Annotated in this window: 11 protein-coding genes; all 11 read left to right on the forward strand. The window is 49.4% G+C overall.

Translation table 11 applies throughout. The features are described from left to right. Window positions 1-140 precede the first annotated feature (140 nt). Complete coding sequence (locus AC2TDN_RS08195; RefSeq protein ID WP_484687600.1) at window positions 141-1223, forward strand: Gfo/Idh/MocA family protein; 1083 nt, start codon at window positions 141-143, stop codon at window positions 1221-1223. A gap of 26 nt (window positions 1224-1249) precedes the next feature. Then, window positions 1250-2086, forward strand: a complete 837-nt coding sequence (locus AC2TDN_RS08200) for a sugar phosphate isomerase/epimerase family protein (protein WP_484687601.1) — start codon at window positions 1250-1252, stop codon at window positions 2084-2086. A gap of 632 nt (window positions 2087-2718) precedes the next feature. Continuing rightward, entirely contained in the window at window positions 2719-5103 is a 2385-nt protein-coding gene (locus AC2TDN_RS08205; protein ID WP_484687602.1) for a glycoside hydrolase family 95 protein, read from the forward strand. 5 nt (window positions 5104-5108) lie between these two features. After that, entirely contained in the window at window positions 5109-7943 is a 2835-nt protein-coding gene (locus AC2TDN_RS08210) for a glycoside hydrolase family 3 C-terminal domain-containing protein (protein ID WP_484687603.1), read from the forward strand. Window positions 7944-8099: 156 nt separating this feature from the next. Continuing rightward, window positions 8100-8450, forward strand: coding sequence for a hypothetical protein (locus AC2TDN_RS08215; protein ID WP_484687604.1), 351 nt, complete (start codon window positions 8100-8102; stop codon window positions 8448-8450). A 248-nt stretch (window positions 8451-8698) separates the two neighbouring features. After that, entirely contained in the window at window positions 8699-10501 is a 1803-nt protein-coding gene (locus tag AC2TDN_RS08220; RefSeq protein WP_484687605.1) for a sensor histidine kinase, read from the forward strand. Continuing rightward, the gene (locus AC2TDN_RS08225) at window positions 10494-12053 is read left to right on the forward strand and encodes a response regulator transcription factor (protein WP_484687606.1); all 1560 of its coding nucleotides are present in this window, start codon (window positions 10494-10496) and stop codon (window positions 12051-12053) included. The genes AC2TDN_RS08220 and AC2TDN_RS08225 overlap by 8 nt, the downstream gene beginning before the upstream one ends. Window positions 12054-12353: 300 nt before the next feature. Next, entirely contained in the window at window positions 12354-13313 is a 960-nt protein-coding gene (locus AC2TDN_RS08230; protein WP_484687607.1) for an ABC transporter permease, read from the forward strand. 12 nt (window positions 13314-13325) lie between these two features. Next, a complete protein-coding gene (locus tag AC2TDN_RS08235) occupies window positions 13326-14219 on the forward strand; it encodes a carbohydrate ABC transporter permease (protein WP_482066657.1) in 894 nt (297 codons plus the stop codon). 71 nt (window positions 14220-14290) lie between these two features. Next, window positions 14291-15979: an ABC transporter substrate-binding protein gene (locus tag AC2TDN_RS08240; protein WP_484687608.1), complete on the forward strand. Its 1689-nt coding sequence runs from the start codon at window positions 14291-14293 to the stop codon at window positions 15977-15979. 92 nt (window positions 15980-16071) lie between these two features. Continuing rightward, a complete protein-coding gene (locus AC2TDN_RS08245; protein ID WP_482066659.1) occupies window positions 16072-18096 on the forward strand; it encodes a beta-galactosidase in 2025 nt (674 codons plus the stop codon). Window positions 18097-18301 lie beyond the last annotated feature (205 nt).

The following is an 18301-nucleotide window of genomic DNA, read 5'->3' on the forward strand; positions in this document are numbered from 1 at the left end:
AAAAACTGAGACTTTTATCGAAAAACAAGCACGATTTCTGATCCCGTTTATTTTAACATAAAGATCAGGGTCAAGCGTTGGCGAATGTGAATGCTTGCGAAGATCGTTAGGTTAGTCGAACTTGATTAGGAGGAATTCCAGTGACCGTTGAAAATAAAATTAGAATCGGCATTATCGGCGCAGGCAATATCGGAAATGTGCATGCTGGACAATTTTCAAAGCTTGGCGACGAATGCGTCATTACGGCTATAACCGATTCCTTCTTGCCTCTAGCGGTGGAGCGGGCGAAGCAATACGGCATTGCAAACGTAGCCAATTCGGCAGAAGAGCTCATTCAGCGCTCCGACGTAGATGCGGTAATTATCGGTGTGCCTAACCAGTTCCACGCCCCGCTTGCGCTGCAAGCTTTGGCTGCTGGCAAGCATGTTCTGCTTGAGAAGCCGATGGGCATCAACGGCGACGCGGCTCGTCAAATTTTGAAAGCAAGCCAAGCTTCCGACCGTGTTGTAATGGTTGGCCATCAGATGCGCTGGGAGTCGGTGCCGATGCAAATTAAAGAGCAAATCGACCGCGGCGAGCTTGGCAAAATATATACGGCCAAAACCGGCTGGTTCCGTCGCAAAGGCATTCCGGGCTGGGGCACATGGTTTACACAAATGGATCAATCAGGCGGCGGTCCGCTTATCGATATCGGTGTTCATATGCTGGATCTTGCGCTGTACCTGATGGGCAATCCAAAGCCGGTATCCGTGTACGGGGCAACCTATGCCGAATTTGGCCCAAGCCGCAAAGGGATCGGTACTTGGGGTACGCCGAATTGGAACGGTTCTTACGATGTAGAGGATCTGGCAACCGCCTTGATCAAAATGGAAGACGGCAGCACGCTTTCGCTTGAAGTTAGCTGGGCAGTGCACATGGATACGGACAATTCGCCGTTCATTCATGTGATGGGCTCAGAGGGTGGCGCTAGCTACCGCGGAGCTGAGGGCAAGCTGCTTACAGAGAAGTTTGATCGTCCGATCGAAACGGTGCTGCGCAAAGCTGACAACGATGAAGGCGAACGCACGCGTCTCAGCCGTCACTTCCTGGCATGTATTCGCGAGGGCAATCAGCCGATTACTTCCGTACTGACTGGTTTTACGAACAACCTTGTGCTGGATGCGATCTATGAATCATCCCGTACGGGCAATGAAGTGAAGCTGGATTGGAATTTAGACGAATAGCATTGCGTGTATAAGGAGGAAACCACATGTTAAGAGGATTAACCGGAGCAGGGCTTGGCCGTATAGAAAGCGATGAGCGTTTTATTGAGCTCGCTGGCTCAAATGGTTTTCAGGCAGTTGATTTGGATGCTGGATCTTTGATCGAGCGTCATGGCATTGATCAGGCACGCGAGCTGCTTGCCAAGCACGGCGTAGTTATCGGCTCGATCGGTCTGCCCGTAGAATGGAGAACCACGGAAGAAGCATTTCTGGATGGCTTGGAAAAGCTTGCGGCTGCCGCTGCCGCTGCGGCCGCGCTTGGTTGCACGAGCTGCTGCACGTACATTTTGCCATCTACGGATTTAAAAGCCGCACGCTTTATGGCTCTGGCAACACGCAGATTGCGGACTTGCGCGCAAATTCTTGGCGCTTATGGCATTCGGCTCGGCCTTGAATTCGTTGGCCCTCACCATTTGCGCACGCGCTGGGCGAATCCATTCATTTGGACGCTTGAAGAGTCGCTGGAGTGGATCGACGCAATAGGCGAAAGCAATGTTGGGCTGCTGTTTGATGCGTACCACTGGTACACAAACGAATTGACCATCGCAGATATCGAGGCGCTTCGCGCCGATCAGATCGTGCATGTACATATTAATGACGCGCCAAATGTGCCGGTAGAGGAAGCGCTCGATAATGGCCGCATTTATCCGGGCGAGGGCGTTATTGATTTAGTGGGCTTCCTTCAGGCGCTTGATCGAATCGGCTACAAGGGCGCTGTGTCGCAGGAAATTTTGACGGCAGAGGCTCCATCGCAATCGCCGGAGGAGCTGATTCAGCGCTCCAAGGCTGGCTTCGATAAAGTATTTGGCGCAGCAGGACTTTAAAACGGAATTAAAAATGGTTGAGCGCTTAGTAGAGGCTGCTCAACCATTTTTTTAGTTTAGCGCATATTGTTGCTGCTTAGAGGATAATTTGTCTGATTTAAGCACATATAGGTGCTTACAGACCACAAACTCGGGCTGCTCATTCGCTGTAAGCGCATATGCGTGCTTACAGCACCGTTTTGAGGCTACTCACACGACGATTAGACTCTGTAAGCACACATTGGTGCTTATAGTGCAAAAACACACGCTACTCATTCGCTGTAAGCGCATATGCGTGCTTACAGCCCCTTTTCGAGGCTACTCGAGCGCCGAAATTGCTCGATAAGCACACATAGGTGCTTACAGGCCACAAACTCATGCCACTCTTTCGCTGTAAGCGCATATGCGTGCTTACAGCATCATTTCGAGGTAACTCATACACCGATTCTGTAAGCACACATAGGTGCTTACAGAGGAACTAATCAGAACGCCGATATACAGGCAGCCTCCCGAATAAATTTGAAATTTAACCGTTACCGCAAACAAGCGCTAATTTTCATATGATTTTGCATGAAATCTGATGGGTACTGTACAAGCTGACTATTCCGTTATGATGAATAATAACCGTTTTTTTAAAACAGGAGACCAAACATATGGCAAATCAAGCAGAGCAAATGCATCCGCTGAACCTTTGGTATAAGCAGCCGGCTTCAAGCTGGGAAGAAGCGCTGCCGATCGGCAATGGCCGTATAGGCGGCATGGTCTTTGGCGGCGTGAATGTGGAACGTATGCAATTAAATGAAGATACGCTATGGTCTGGCTTTCCCCGCGATACAAATAATTACGAGGCGCTGCGTTATTTGAAGCGTGCTCGGGAATTGATTGCAGAGAAGCAGTTCGTCCAGGCAGAGCAGCTCATCGAGGCGAAAATGCTCGGAACGAATACCGAATCGTATCAGCCGATGGCGGATTGGTACGTAGAGCAGCATTTTGCTCAAAAGCATGATCAACCGGAACACTATATTCGCAAGCTTGATATTGATGCGGGGATTGCTTCGACTCAGTTCCAGATCGGGCAGACCGCATATATGCGAGAGACGTTTATAAGCGCAGTCGATCAAGTGCTTTGCGCGCGTTACGAAGCGGATGGGGACGAGCTTCTTGAGCTTACGGCATCGCTGCAAGCTTCAGTGCAGTTTGAGCTTTCATCGCAGGGTAACGATTCAATCGTGCTGTACGGACGCTGTCCGAGCCATGTCGCGGACAATTATATGGGCGACCATCCAAAGGCTGTTCAATATGAGCAGAATCGCGGCATTACGTTCCAGACTAAGCTTCTCGTGAAGATAGACGGAGGCGAGGTCTCGGCAAGCGACGATAAGAAGCTGCAAATTCGCGGTGCTCGTACGGCTACATTTCTGTTAAGCGCGGCAACGAGCTTTGAAGGTTTTGATCGTCAGCCGGCAATGAGTGAGGCAATGGTAAGCATGCAAAACAATCTCGTGCTGGAAGCGGCTCTTGCACATAGCTATGAAGAGCTGCGAGAGCGCCATGTTGAAGATCATCGCCGTTTGTTCCAGCGCGTAGATATCCAATTAGGACATACGCCTAATGCTCAGCTGCCGACGGAAGAGCGTCTCGAAGCTTATAAAAGTGGTGAGCAGGACCCGCAGCTGGAAGCGTTGTATTTCCAATATGGCCGCTACCTGCTTATGGCGAGCTCTCGACCAGGTACGCAGCCGGCTAACCTGCAGGGCATTTGGAATGATCGGGTGCAGCCGCCGTGGAACAGCGATTATACGACAAATATCAATACGCAGATGAATTATTGGCCCGCCGAGTCAGGTAATTTGAGCGAGTGCCATGAGCCGCTGTTTCAGCTCATAGAGGAGCTAAGCGAGTCCGGCGCAAGAACAGCCGCGATTCATTACAATAGCGCGGGCTGGGTTGCGCATCACAATGTAGACTTATGGCGGACGTCGACGCCGACTGCCGGACATCCAAGCTGGGCATTCTGGCCGCTTGGCGGCGTATGGCTGACGCAGCATTTGTGGGAGCATTATTTGTATAATCCGAACGAGCATTTTCTGAGGGAGAAAGCCTATCCCCTTATGAAAGGCGCAGCGCTCTTTTGCTTGGACTGGCTGCAGGAGAACGAAGAGGGACTGCTTATGACCTCGCCGTCTACCTCGCCGGAAAATAAATTTCTTACCGCTGAAGGCGAAGCGAGCAGTGCAGCGGAATCGTCTGCCATGGACATTACGCTAATCGGCGAATTGTTTGAGCATTGCATTACGGCTGCAGGCCTGCTGCAGGATGATGAAGCATTTGCGGAGCGGCTCGCCGGTGCGAGAAGCAAGCTTCCGCCGCTGCAAATTGCACCTGACGGCTTATTGCAGGAATGGCATGAGCACTTCAAGGAGCATGAACCGGGTCATCGCCATGTCTCGCATTTATACGGCTTATATCCAGGTACAACGATCAATCAAGAAGAAACGCCGGAGCTTGTAGAAGCTGGACGGTTGTCGCTTGAGAGCCGCATTAAGAACGGGGGAGGCCACACAGGCTGGAGCTGCGCATGGCTTATCAATCTGTATGCGCGGCTTAAAGAACCAGAGTCCTCCTACCGATTCATTCATACGCTGCTCGCACGCTCGACGCATCCGAATTTGTTTGACGATCATCCGCCGTTTCAAATCGACGGCAACTTTGGCGGAGCGGCAGGTATTGCCGAGCTGCTGCTGCAAAGCCATTTGAATGGAATAGAGCTTCTGCCCGCTTTACCGGCTGCTTGGCCAAGCGGTTATATAAAAGGAATTAAGGCTCGCGGCGGCTTCGTCGTCGATATTGAATGGATGGACGGCAAGCTAATCAACGGCCGCATACTTTCCACACATGGCTTGCCATGCAGCCTGCGTTCCAAGGAAGCGCTCACGGTTCATGCTTCTGACGGCACAGCCATTGACGCTTCCGTACCGTTCCCAACGAGCAAGAACGAATGGTACAGCATCACTACGATAACCAATGAAGGGAAGTAACCATAATGACGACCCACACACGTTTTCCGTTTGAAAATATCGCGCTTCCGCTTGAAGAGCGGGTAACCGACCTTGTATCACGATTTACGCTCGATGAGAAAATCGATTCGATGGTTCAATACCAGCCTGAAATCGAGAGATTAGGCGTAAAGCCGTACAAGCACGGAACAGAAGCGGCGCATGGCATGGCATGGCTTGGCGAAGCGACGACATTCCCGCAGCCGATCGGACTTGGCTGTACGTGGAATCCCGTGCTGCTCAAGGAAGTTGGCTCTGTTATTGGCGACGAGGCGCGCGTGTACTTTCAGCGCAATCCAGCCATTAACGGCTTGACGCTTTGGGCGCCAACTGTCGACATGGAGCGTGATCCGCGCTGGGGCAGGACGGAGGAAGCTTACGGCGAAGATCCGAAGCTGACAGGCGAGCTGACGGCTTCGCTTGTGCAGGGCATTCAAGGCGATCATCCGCTTTATTTCAAAGCGGTAGCAACGTTGAAGCATTTTATCGGCAATAACAATGAAATTAATCGCGGCAGCTGCTCGGCTAGCATTGACCCTCGCAATATGAAGGAATATTATCAAGCGGCGTTTAAGCCAGCCTTCGTGAAGGGCGGCGCGCATTCCATGATGACCTCGTACAACTCGGTTAACGGCACGCCGACTATTTTGCATGCGGATGTAAACAAAGTAGTAAAAGAGGAGTGGGGCATGAACGGCTTCATCGTAAGCGATGCAGGCGACCTGCTCGGAATCGTCAACGATCATCACTATTACGACTCCTATAAGGATGCTGTGGCGCATGCAATCAAAGCTGGAATTGACAGCATTACGGACGATAAAGAGAAATCCTGTGCCGCGATCCGCGAGGCATTGGCAGAAGGCTTGCTATCGGAGCAGCATTTGGATAAAGCGCTCATCAATACGTTCCGCGTGCGCTTCCGCTTGGGCGAGTTTGATCCAGCAGACCAAAATCCTTACGCCAACGTACCGGAATCGAAGCTTTGCGCGCCTGAGCATGGTCAATTGTCGCTGCAAGCAGCGCGTGAATCTATCGTATTGTTGAAAAACGAAAACAACGCCCTTCCCCTTAATAAAGAGAAGCTAAGCAGTGTTGCTGTTATCGGGCCGCTAGCCGATGTCGTATACCGCGACTGGTATTCCGGTTCGCTTCCATACAAGGTTACGCCGCTTGAAGGCATTAAGAGCAAGCTGGCTGGCAAGTCCGTTTCGTACAGCAGCGGCAACGACCGCGTCGTATTGAAATCGGCTGCAAACGGCAAGGGTTTGCAGGCTTTCGCGGACAATGAAAACCGTCTGCAGGCTGGTGAATCGGATAATGCCGCGTCCGGCGAGACGTTTGAAGTAACCGATTGGGGCTGGGGCAGCTATACGCTCGAGAGCAAAAATTCCGGCAAGCTGCTTACAAGCGCTGACGATGTAAACATCGCTGCATCAGCAAGCGAAGCGTTCGGCTGGTATGTGAAGGAAGTGTTCAAGCTCGACGAGCAATCGAATAATCAATTTGCGATTAGGACATGGAACGGCAAGCTGGTAACGGCGCCGAATAGCGGAGCCGATTCGCTGCAAGTTACAGAAGGGGCAGAGATCGGAGCGAACGAGCTGTTCATGAAGGATGTGATTACGGATGGCATCGCGGAAGCGGTAGCGGCAGCGAAGGCAGCGGAAACCGCGATCGTATTCGTCGGCAACAATCCGCTTATTAACGGCAAGGAAGAGATCGATCGCCCGAGCCTAGATCTGGCAGCATCGCAAAATGAATTGATTAGCGCTGTATTTGCGGCCAACCCGAACACGGTTGTTGTTGTCATCGGCAGCTACCCGTTTGCGCTGAACGCGGTTAACGAGAAAATACCGGCGATCGTTTATCTGTCGCATGCCGGACAAGAGATTGGCAACGCCATCGCTGACATGCTGTTTGGCGACTACTCGCCGGCGGGACGGCTGAACATGACCTGGTACAAATCAGAAGAGCAGCTGACGGATCTGATGGACTATGACATTTTAAAAGGCAAAAGAACGTATTTGTATTTCGACGGCGAGCCATTGTACCCATTCGGCTATGGGCTCAGCTACGGTACATTCCGATATAGCCAGCTTGAAATAACGAACAACGCAACAAGCATTGACGGCAGCATAACCGTTCATCTGCAAGTGACGAATGAATCTGGTGTTGCAGCCGATGAGGTCGTACAGTTATATGTTCGTACGGAAGGCTCAAGGGTGGAGCGTCCGCTTAAGAAGCTGGTCGGCTTTACGCGCATAGCGTTGCAGCCGGGAGAGACCAAGGCTGTGCAATTGATCGTGCCAGCGGAAGAGCTGGCGATTTGGGATGTGACGCGTGATCGGTTCTGCCTTGAAGCTGCGGAATACACATTTGCGGCTGGAGGCTCATCCGTTGACGTCAAGGTGTCCGGAACAATCACAATTGAAGGCGAAACGATTCCGCCGCGCAACCTGTCGCAGCAAACCCGCGCGGAGAACTATGATGATTATGCGCATGTTTACTTGGACGAGAGCAAGGAGGGCGGCACGGCTATTAGGCTGTCGCAATCCGGAGGCTGGATCAAGTTCAAGGATATCGATTGGTCGAGGGGTTCTTCTGCGTTTGAAGCACGCGTTAGCGGCGGTGAGCAGGGCGGCGAGCTTACTATTCTGATAGGCAGCCAAGCGGGTACCGTTATCGGTGCTTGCAACGTTGCTGCGAACGGCGAACAGGAATGGCAAACCGTTCGGATTGAGCTGCCAAGCATTAAGCCGGATGGCGACTTGGTTATCGGCTTGAAGGGAAGCGTGAAGCTGAGCTATTTTCACATACAATAATAACAACGTCCAATGAAAAAACTCGAGCGGAGCTGCTCAAGGCTGCAAGTCTGGCCTTAGACAGCTCCGCTTTCTTGTGCGGCTGAGGTTGCATTTTGCCAAATACGGCTTTATTGTTTATAGGAGCATTGAACATAGGCAGAGGAGCTAGTTATAGTGAAGAACGAGATTGAAATAGACTTGTACAAGGATTGGATCGATACGGTGAAGGAAGTATTTCGAGGCTCCGGGCATCCATTGCCTGCTGCGATCAGCGACAGAGATGCTGCTTTTGCATACTTCGCGCAGACTGCCCAATCGGATGAAGAGGCCGAGCAGCAGCTTGAGGCGAATGAGGAGCGGCTTTCCTCGATGCAGCAGATCATTTTGGACCATTTTGAAACGGTGATCCTTACGGATATTCGAAGCAAGACGGGTTATACAGGCGATAGATTTAAGTTTCAATGGCTGTATAACAAAGGTGAGCATGTCGTGGAGCAGCATTCATCGTACCGCATACCGCTCTAATCAGAGCGGTTTTTTTGTGCGGTTATGATGTCCTATTTTGACCAACTAAAGTTACTTTAATATCAGATACCAGAAGATCGCTATCTCATCGCATTTGCAAGCCATGAAGAGCAATGTCTAATTTCCATATGATAAAATGACGAATAAGTCATGTATGAATGCGTCCCTCTCCGCTTTATAATATAGGATGCTTCAAAACTTCGCGCAAAAAAGTAAACGCTTACCTATTGAAGGGAGGAGCAGCCTTTATGAAGAAAGGCATCCGTTCGATTGCAAACAGAATGAACAATGTACGCATCAAAAACAAGCTTATTTTTTCTTTCATCCTCGTCGTTTTTGTTCCGGTGCTTATCGTAGGCATATTTTTGACCGTTGCTTTCCGGCAAAATGTGCTTGACCAAGCGACGCAGCAAATTACGAATAACGTAGAGCGAATCAAGAAGCAGACGCTCGATATTATACGGATGCCGATTGAGATTTCAGATAAGCTGCTCGTCGACAACCGATTGACTAATGTCGTCAATACGCAATACAATTCCACCTTCGAGGTTGTAAAGGCATTTTGGGATTATCGTGATTTTCGCGACTATGTTCATCTGTACACTGAAATTTACAACATTCGTTTCTACACGACGAATATGACGATATTGGATAACTGGGAGTTTCTTAAGCTGACTGATTCCATTGCGCAGGAGCCCTGGTATAAGACCGCGATAGAGGAAGACGGCATTCATTGGGGGTATATACCCGACGAAACGAAGAACAACCGTAACTATTTGAGTTTAATTAGAAAAATTTCGTTTCCTACCTACCGGACAAGCGGTGTGCTCGTTATAGGTGTCAACCAGGACGAGCTGAACGCGATGATCAGCCAGGAGCCGTTCGATACGATGATTATCGATGATAGCGGTTATATGATCGCGGCCAAGAACCCCGATTGGGTCGGCAAAAACATAGCTGAATTGGACTTTGCCAGCAAACTGACGAATAAAGCGGAGGGCACCTACGAGCTTAAATATGACGGCAAGCCTTCCAAAATCGTAATCGAGGACCTGCTTCCCGATTCAAGCCGCAACGGGCTCAAAATCGTCTCTGTATTTACGATTGAAAGCATCGTAAGCGGAGCCAATCGCATTAGCTTGCTTGGATTCGGCATCATTATGCTAAGTCTCCTTATCGCGTTCGTATTGATCTATATTTTCTCGGCGATTTTAGCGAAGCGGATGCTTGTGCTGAATAAAGATTTGAACAAGGTTGCAATGGGCGATTTGAATGTCATATCCCATGTGACAGGCAGCGACGAGATCGGCATATTATCCAAGCAATTCAACAATATGGTCGTCAGCATACGCGGCTTGATGGACGAGGTAGCGGAATCGCACAAACAGCAAGCGCAGCTGCAGCTGAGACAGAAAGAAATTAAGCTAAAAATGATGGCAAGCCAAATCAATCCTCATTTTCTGTTCAATGCGCTGGAATCGATTCGGATGAAGGCTCATATCAAGGGCGAGACCGAAATATCGTCGATCGTCCGTATGCTTGGTAAAATGATACGTCGAAATTTAGAGGTCGGAACGCGCAAAATTGCCCTGAAGGACGAGCTCGAAATGGTCCGCTGTTATTTGGAAATCCAAAAGTTCAGATACGGGAACGATCGGTTAACCTTTCGCCTCGATATCGATGAATCCGGACAAGAGATAGAAATACCGCCGCTTATCATTCAGCCGCTCATCGAGAATGCTGTCGTGCATGGGCTGGAAAATGTGGCGGAGGGCGGCTTCGTTTCGTTAACGACGCTGGTTAGCGATCGATTGCTTCGCGTAGAGGTTGCTGACAATGGCGTAGGCATCAGCGAGGACAAAATCAATCAAATTAATGTAGCGCTGCATGATATGGAGGAAGAGGAGGAGTACCGGATCGGGCTGCGCAACGTTCATCAGCGGCTCGTTATGATCTACGGCGACAGCTGCGGCTTAACGATAATGAGTGAGCTGGGATCGGGTACTCGCATTGCTTTTGAAATTCCGATAGGGGGTCATCCTTTTGCATAAGGTACTTATAGTCGACGATGAGCCGATGATTCGAGAAGGGCTGCAGACTTTAGTGGATTGGAATAAGTACGGCTACACCGTCGTTGGAGTAGGATCAAACGGACGAGAAGCCGTGGAGAAGCATGCGATGCTTCATCCCGATTTGATTTTAATCGACATTCGTATGCCTGGCATGGACGGGCTGCAGGCGATAGAGCAAATAAGGAAGACGGATACGGTTTGCCATTTTTTAATTTTGAGCGGCTATGCCGAGTTCGATTATGCGAAGCAAGCGATCGCGCATCATGTAGACGGTTATATACTGAAGCCGATCGATGAGGTTGAGCTTGAGAGCTACGTTGAGCGCATCAGCACCCAGCTCAAGAAGCAAACCGAGCAGCAGCAGAATGTGGAGCAATCGACGGTGCTCCTGCGCGAGGAGATGCTTCAGCAGCTTGCCGCGGGCAAGCTCGATCCTGGCACATCGGGCAGTCAGGAGCTAAAAACGCACTTGGGCACGCCTGCGAAATATTATCAGCTGCTCTTAATCGAGCTTTACAGCAGGGAGCATTCCCTTACGATGAATGCTACCCTTAAGAAGAAGCTTGCGGACATCATCGAGCAGAAGCAGCTAGGCTGGGTATTTTCTGCTGAGCCCTATGTGGGTGTGCTGCTGAAAGATTTTTTGCTGCAAAACGGCTCGCGCGAGCAAATGAAGCAATGGATCGAGGAATGCTGCGGATCGCGTGTACGCTTCGCGGCTGCCGCAAGTGATTCGGTTCGCGAGCCTGCGGAGCTGCAGAAGTGGACGCCAGCTGTTCGCGGCTTGCTGAAGCAGCGCTTTATGCTGCAGGGTCAGCAAATTCATCTGGCATCCTTATCTGATTATGACAAGCAATCGAAGGAGCCTATCCATAGCGAGGCGCCGTCGATTGACAGCCTTGCTCAGAAGCTTTATTACATGCTGGATATTGGGAGCAAGGATGGAGTGGACAAGGCGATCCAAGAGGCATCTGATCAAATTTGCGCCTATGAAACATCGGAGCAATCCATTAAGTCGAGCTGGGCGCAGCTGCTTACAATTGTGTTGAACAAAGCGGCCGCTTCTAGCCCGGGGGTTTCCGTGCAAGAGGATTTGTCGATGGTTACAGCGCTATATCTCGCGCATCATTATAATGAAATGATCGAGCAGCTGCAGAAGCGATTGTCGGATCTGGCAGCGAAGATCGGCAAATCGGACAGTCTTTCCGTAATGAAGCAGATGACGGATTTCATTGAACGGCACTATAGCGAGAACATTAAGCTGGAGACGCTGGCCGATCTATTCAATTACAATAGCGGCTATCTCGGTAAAATGTTCAAAAACTATACGGGCGAGCATTTCAATACTTATTTGGATCAAGTCCGCATTCAGCATGCGATCGAGCTGCTGCAGGAGGGACTTAAGGTGCATCAGGTATCGGAGCGGGTCGGCTATGCGAATGTCGATTACTTCCATAGCAAATTCAAAAAGTATAAGGGCGTTTCTCCTTCCTCCTTCAAGAGCGTATCTGGGAAGCCGGCTTCGGAATAAAGAAAATAGAAAGCTATTAATCCAAATGCAATTAGGTTAAATGACGTCTATATCGCTAGGCTGATAGAGCTGGGCGAGAAATAGACGTCTTTTTTATTGTCTTTTCATTTGTAACCATTGGTTATGAAAGCGTTTGAAAGTACGTATTTTGATATGATTTTAGGTCTAATTTGTCGGGTGCAAGGCAGTGGCATCCATCGTTTATGATAAGTACAGATAAGAGAGGGTAAGCTACTAGAGACAAGAAGGTAGCTTGCGAAGCCGTTTTTGCAGGACGCGAAAACATGAGGAGGAGCAGCGATGAAACCGCTAACAGAAGGTGGCCTTAAAACAGGGACCACAAACAAAAAGAACCGATTCTGGTTCAGAGCTATCCAGCAGCGTTACTTGTATATGATGTCATTGCCATTCGTCATCTGGATATTCATATTCAGCTATGTACCTGTCTGGGGCTGGTTAACCGCATTTCAAAATTACAAACCGAAAAACGCTATACTGGATCAGAAGTGGGTAGGGCTTGACAACTTCATAGAGTTGTTCCAGGACGAGCGATTTTATATCGTTTTGCGAAATACGCTTGCGATGAGCACGATGGGGCTGGTTGTTAGCTTTACGATTCCAGTCATCTTCGCTCTGCTTCTGAATGAAATGAGAGGACAGTTCTTCAAGCGTTCCGTTCAAACCATTTCCTATTTGCCTCACTTTGTTTCATGGGTTGTCGTTGCCGGACTTGTATCAAAGATGCTTTCGACGGACGGCGGCGCAGTCAATCAACTGCTTATGTACTTAAATATCATTGATTCGCCGATTCAGTTCATGGCTAGGGGCGAATGGTTCTGGGGCATCGTAACGCTATCGGATCTGTGGAAGGAAATGGGCTGGAACTCGATTATCTTCCTAGCAGCGATGGCGGGTATCGATCCCGAGCTTTACGAGGCATCAACGGTAGATGGAGCAGGCCGCTTCCGTAAAATGTGGCATATCACGCTGCCGGGCATTCGGACAACCTTCATGGTATTGTTCATTCTATCGATTGGTCATTTAGTAAGCATTGGCTTTGAAAAACAGTTTTTGCTGGGCAATCCTCTCGTATCCGATTTTTCAGAGGTTCTCGATCTGTATGCGCTCAAGTACGGTATTCAGATGAGCCGGTATTCGTATGGTACGGCCATCGGTATATTCAACTCCGTAGTCAGCATCCTGCTCGTGTTTATCGCGAACGGAATATACAAACGAGTCACCAAAGAATCAATCATATAGGAGGCAGGGCATATGCAAGGAACGTCTAGAAGAGCTACCGGCGATAAAATATTCGACACATTCGTGTATGTATTCATGGCAATCGTTGCTATTGTAACGTTATATCCATTCCTTAACGTACTTGCGATTTCGTTTAACGATTCAGTGGACACCGTCAGAGGCGGTGTGACCATCTATCCTCGGGAATTTACTTTAAAAAACTACGAGACGATTTTTGGCTTCGACGGCTTGCTGGTCGGCTTTCAAAACTCCGTTATCCGTACGTTATTAGGTACTGCAATCGGTGTACTGTCAGCTTCCATGATGGCTTACACGTTAAGCCGTCCTGACTTTCAGGCAAGAAGATGGATGTCAGTTGTATTCGCTCTGACGATGTATTTCACGGGCGGCCTGATCCCGGGCTTCCTGCTTATGAAAAACCTTGGATTGATCGGAACGTTCTCGGTTTACATCATTCCAGCTATTTTGAGCGTTTGGAACGTGTTCGTAGTCCGCTCCTACATTGACGGACTGCCATACGCGCTTCAAGAATCGGCCAAAATCGACGGCGCGAACGATTGGACGATATTTTGGAAGATCATCCTTCCGCTTTGCCAGCCTGTACTTGCAACAATCGCTTTGTTCATTGCAGTCGGACACTGGAATTCCTGGTTTGATACTTACCTGTACAACAACAGGAGTCCCGAGAATACGACGCTGCAGTACGAGCTGATGAAGGTGCTGCTGTCCACGCAAACGGGCAGCAATTACCGCGACCCGAATGCGCAGCAAGCGATCGCATCGGTTTCACCTGAGTCCATTAAGATGGCGATTACGATTGTTGTTACCGTCCCTATCCTAATGGTTTATCCTTTCCTTCAGAAGTATTTCGTGAAAGGGATGACGCTTGGAGCTGTAAAAAGCTAATTTTGGTAATAGCAGGTTTCCTGTTATATACATGTACATCACGCACAAGAAAAAAGGGAGGCTTTCCAGCAATGAAAAGAAAGATGCAAATGGCACTAAGCCTGATGTTGGCACTTGTATTTGTATTCGTAACAGCTTGCGGCAATTCGAATAATGAAGGCGGCACGGGCAACGGAACGACGAATGAAGGCGCAGCAGCTGAACCGATTACCATTCGCGCAGCATCGGGAGACAACAACGCGAACTGGGATGATATGCAATCCGACGTAGGTAAAGCGATTCAAGAAAAAACAGGTATTACGATTAAACAGGAATTTCCTGTTGGCGGTACCGATTCCGATATGTTCGCCCTAATGGTAGCAAGCGACGATTATCCGGACCTTGTTATGCCAAAAGGCAGCGCAGGCAAATTGGTTGATGCTGGCGCAATGATCGACCTGCGTCCTTTGATTGAGGAGCACGCGCCGAACCTGAAAAAGGTTTATGGCGAATACTTCAACCGCCTTCGGTGGAGCGAGGACGACGATGCGATTTACATGCTTCCACAAGACGGCGTAGGACAAACGTACTTTGAAGCGGGCGGCGGCTTCCAGCTGCAGCATCAAGTGCTTGAAGCAGCCGGTTATCCGGAAATCAAAACCGTACAAGATTACGAAGCGGCAATCAAAGCTTATATCGAGAAAAACCCAAAAACACCAGATGGCCAACCAACAATTGGGATGTCGCTTAATGGCGGCGAATGGCAAATTCTGATTTCCGTGACGAACCCTGCTTTCTATGCAACAGGAGCACCGGATGACGGCGAGTTCTACGTTAACCAGGAAACGCATGAAGCGATCATGCACTATCAGCGTCCGGAAGAAAGAGAATATTTCCGCTGGTTGAACCACATGAACGATATCGGCTTGCTTGACAAAGAAAGCTTCGTTCAAAAGTACGACCAATACAAAGCTAAAGTGGCATCTGGACGGGTTCTGGGCCTTATCGACCAACAATGGGATTACGCCGATGCGGAAAACGCATTGAAAGCAGAAGGTAAATTCAAAGCAACTTACGCTCGTTTCCCAGTTACATTGAATGACACGTTCCAGGATCACTCTTTCCAAGGCACGGGATACCTTTCCGGCTACGGAATAGGGATCACAAAGGATGCTAAAGATCCTGTTCGTCTGATCAAATTCCTTGATTACCTGGCTTCCGATGAAGGCCAAGTGCTTGTTAACTGGGGTATTGAAGGCAAGCACTACAACATTGAAGACGGCAAACGCGTTATTCCTGCCGATGTTCAAGCTCAGAAGTCGAATGACAACAATACGTTTAAGAAAACGACAGGTATCGGCAACTACTTGCTGTCGGCTCGTTATGGCGACGGCGTGAAGGATCCTTCCGGCAACTATTACACGACGACATTCCCTGAGCAAATTCAAACGGCGTATTCGGAGGAAGACAAGAAGACGCTTGCGAAATACAATGCGAAAACCTACAGAGATTTGTGGCCGGCTGACGATGCATTCCCAGAGCGCAAATACGGCGCGGCTTGGACGCTTCCGTTCGAGACGGGTTCACAAGCAAACGTTATTTTCCAAAAAACGCAAGACATTATGAAAAAACGCATTCCTGAAGCGATTCTTGCTAAACCGGCTGACTTTGATAAAATCTACGATGCCTTCCTTAAGGATCTTGAGGATGCGGGCGTAGCCAAACTGAATGCTGAATTTACAAAAATGGTACAGGATCGCGTGGCGCTCTGGTCCAAATAAGTTTAAAATAAGCAGCGAAGAAGAGGGCTCATTACATGGGCTCTCTTCCCACGTTGTCAATAAGTGAAATTCGAAGGGAGAACGACAAACGCATGATCAATCATAAACTTCCAAAAATTTGGTACGGTGGCGACTATAATCCTGAGCAGTGGGACGAGGAAACGATGAAAGAGGATATTCGCATGTTCAAGCTTGCGGATATTGATGTGGCGACGGTGAATGTGTTCTCATGGGCGCGTATCCAGCCAAATGAAGATTCGTATCATTTTGAAGAGTTGGACAACATAATAAACAAACTGCATCAGGACAATATTTCGGTCTGCTTGGCAACGAGTACGGGCGCTCATCCCGCATGGATGGCCAAAAGATACCCAGATGTTACACGTGTCGATTATGAAGGCCGCAAGCGCAAATTCGGCGGCCGCCACAATTCCTGCCCAAGCAGCCCGGCGTACCGCAAATATTCGCAGCTGATTGCAAGCAAATTAGCAGAGCGCTATAAGGATCATCCAGCGCTAGTAGCATGGCATATTTCCAATGAATATGGCGGCTATTGCTATTGCGACAACTGCGCCGAGGCTTTCCAAGCATGGCTGCAAAAAAGATACGGTACGATTGAGCAATTAAATAAAGCTTGGTATACGAGCTTCTGGGGCCACACGTTCTATGATTGGGATGAGATTGTTCCTCCGAACGCGCTAAGCGAGGAGTGGGGCGGAAATCGCTCGAACTTCCAAAGCATTTCGCTGGATTACCGCAGATTTCAATCGGATGCGCTGCTGGATTGCTACTTAATCGAATACGATGAGATCCGCAAGCATTCGCCTAACATACAGATCACAACGAACCTGATGGGGACCTATCCAGAGCTAGATTATTTCAAATGGGCGAAGCATATGGATGTCGTGTCTTGGGACAACTATCCTTCCATTGACACGCCTGTCAGCTATACTGCGATGACGCATGCATTGATGCGCGGCCTGAAGAGCGGACAGCCCTTCATGCTCATGGAGCAAACGCCAAGCCAGCAAAACTGGCAAGCCTATAACGCGCTGAAGCGTCCAGGCGTTATGCGGCTGTGGAGCTACCAGGCTGTGGCCCATGGCGCCGACACCGTTATGTTCTTCCAGCTGCGCCGCTCGATTGGGGCATGCGAGAAATATCATGGCGCGGTCATTGAGCATGTTGGCCATGAGCATACCCGCGTATTCCGCGAATGCGCAGAGCTGGGCCGCGAGCTTACCAAGCTTTCGGATAAGCTGCTCGATTCGCGTATCGATGCGAAAGCGGCAATTGTGTTCGATTGGGAAAACCGCTGGGCTGTCGAATTATCGAGCGGGCCAAGCATCGCGCTTAAATATGTGGACGAGGTTCATAAATATTACGATGCCCTGTTCGAGCTGAACGTTCAAACCGATATGATCAGCGTGGAAGAAAGTCTTGATCAGTACGATCTCGTTATAGCGCCGGTTATGTACATGATTAAACCGGGCTTTGCAGAGAAGGTAGAAGCATTCGTCGAGCGCGGCGGCACCTTTATCACGACCTTCTTCAGCGGCATCGTAAACGAGAATGACCTTGTCACAACAGGCGGTTACCCTGGCAAGCTTCGCAAAGTACTTGGCATTTGGGCCGAGGAAATCGACGCGCTGCTGCCTGGCCAGCAAAATCAGATGGTGATGACAAAAGTAGACGGCGAGCTTAGCGGAACTTACACTTGCAGCCTGCTCTGCGACCTGATTCACGCAGAAGGAGCTGAAGTAGTCGCTGAATACGGATCTGATTTCTACAAAGGCATGCCTGCTGTTACGGTCAATAAATTCGGCAAAGGCGAGGCTTGGTATATCGCTTCCAGCCCTGACCAGCATTTCCTGCAATCGCTTCTAACGAATCTTTGCAAGGAAAAAGGAATTGAGCCGTTGCTTGCTGCACCTACTGGTGTTGAAGTTACGCGCCGGAGCAAAGACGGCAACTCGTTTACGTTTATTTTGAACCATAATGCAGAAGCTGCCGAGCTGCAGCTCGGAGCGCAGCCTCGCAATGAGCTATTGACTGAAAGTCTGGTAAGCGGGACTTACAGCTTGGCAGCCAAAGGCGTTATGATAATCGAGGGCTAACAATTGCCCAGCTTAATCGCAAGGGATAGGCTCAACTCCGGGCATTAAGCATATGCTGTAGATAAATGCCCGGTATGAGGGGAGCAGCGCCTTGTGTCCACGAAGCGGCGGCAACGTTATTTAATGAGCATATATGTGTTAGCATTGTACGTTTTGCTCGTTCTTTTATTATTTGCGAAATGCTTATAAATGAAGGATTGTCCAC

The sequence above is a fragment of the Paenibacillus sp. Y660 genome (assembly GCF_057221575.1).

Bases quoted from the DNA above. Each gene is read 5' to 3' on its own strand.
- AC2TDN_RS08230 (WP_484687607.1), top strand. From the start codon at position 12,354: ATGAAACCGCTAACAGAAGGTGGCCTTAAAACAGGGACCACAAACAAA.
- AC2TDN_RS08245 (WP_482066659.1), top strand. From the start codon at position 16,072: ATGATCAATCATAAACTTCCAAAAATTTGGTACGGTGGCGACTATAAT.
- AC2TDN_RS08220 (WP_484687605.1), top strand. From the start codon at position 8,699: ATGAAGAAAGGCATCCGTTCGATTGCAAACAGAATGAACAATGTACGC.
- AC2TDN_RS08235 (WP_482066657.1), top strand. From the start codon at position 13,326: ATGCAAGGAACGTCTAGAAGAGCTACCGGCGATAAAATATTCGACACA.
- AC2TDN_RS08240 (WP_484687608.1), top strand. From the start codon at position 14,291: ATGAAAAGAAAGATGCAAATGGCACTAAGCCTGATGTTGGCACTTGTA.
- AC2TDN_RS08200 (WP_484687601.1), top strand. From the start codon at position 1,250: ATGTTAAGAGGATTAACCGGAGCAGGGCTTGGCCGTATAGAAAGCGAT.
- AC2TDN_RS08210 (WP_484687603.1), top strand. From the start codon at position 5,109: ATGACGACCCACACACGTTTTCCGTTTGAAAATATCGCGCTTCCGCTT.
- AC2TDN_RS08205 (WP_484687602.1), top strand. From the start codon at position 2,719: ATGGCAAATCAAGCAGAGCAAATGCATCCGCTGAACCTTTGGTATAAG.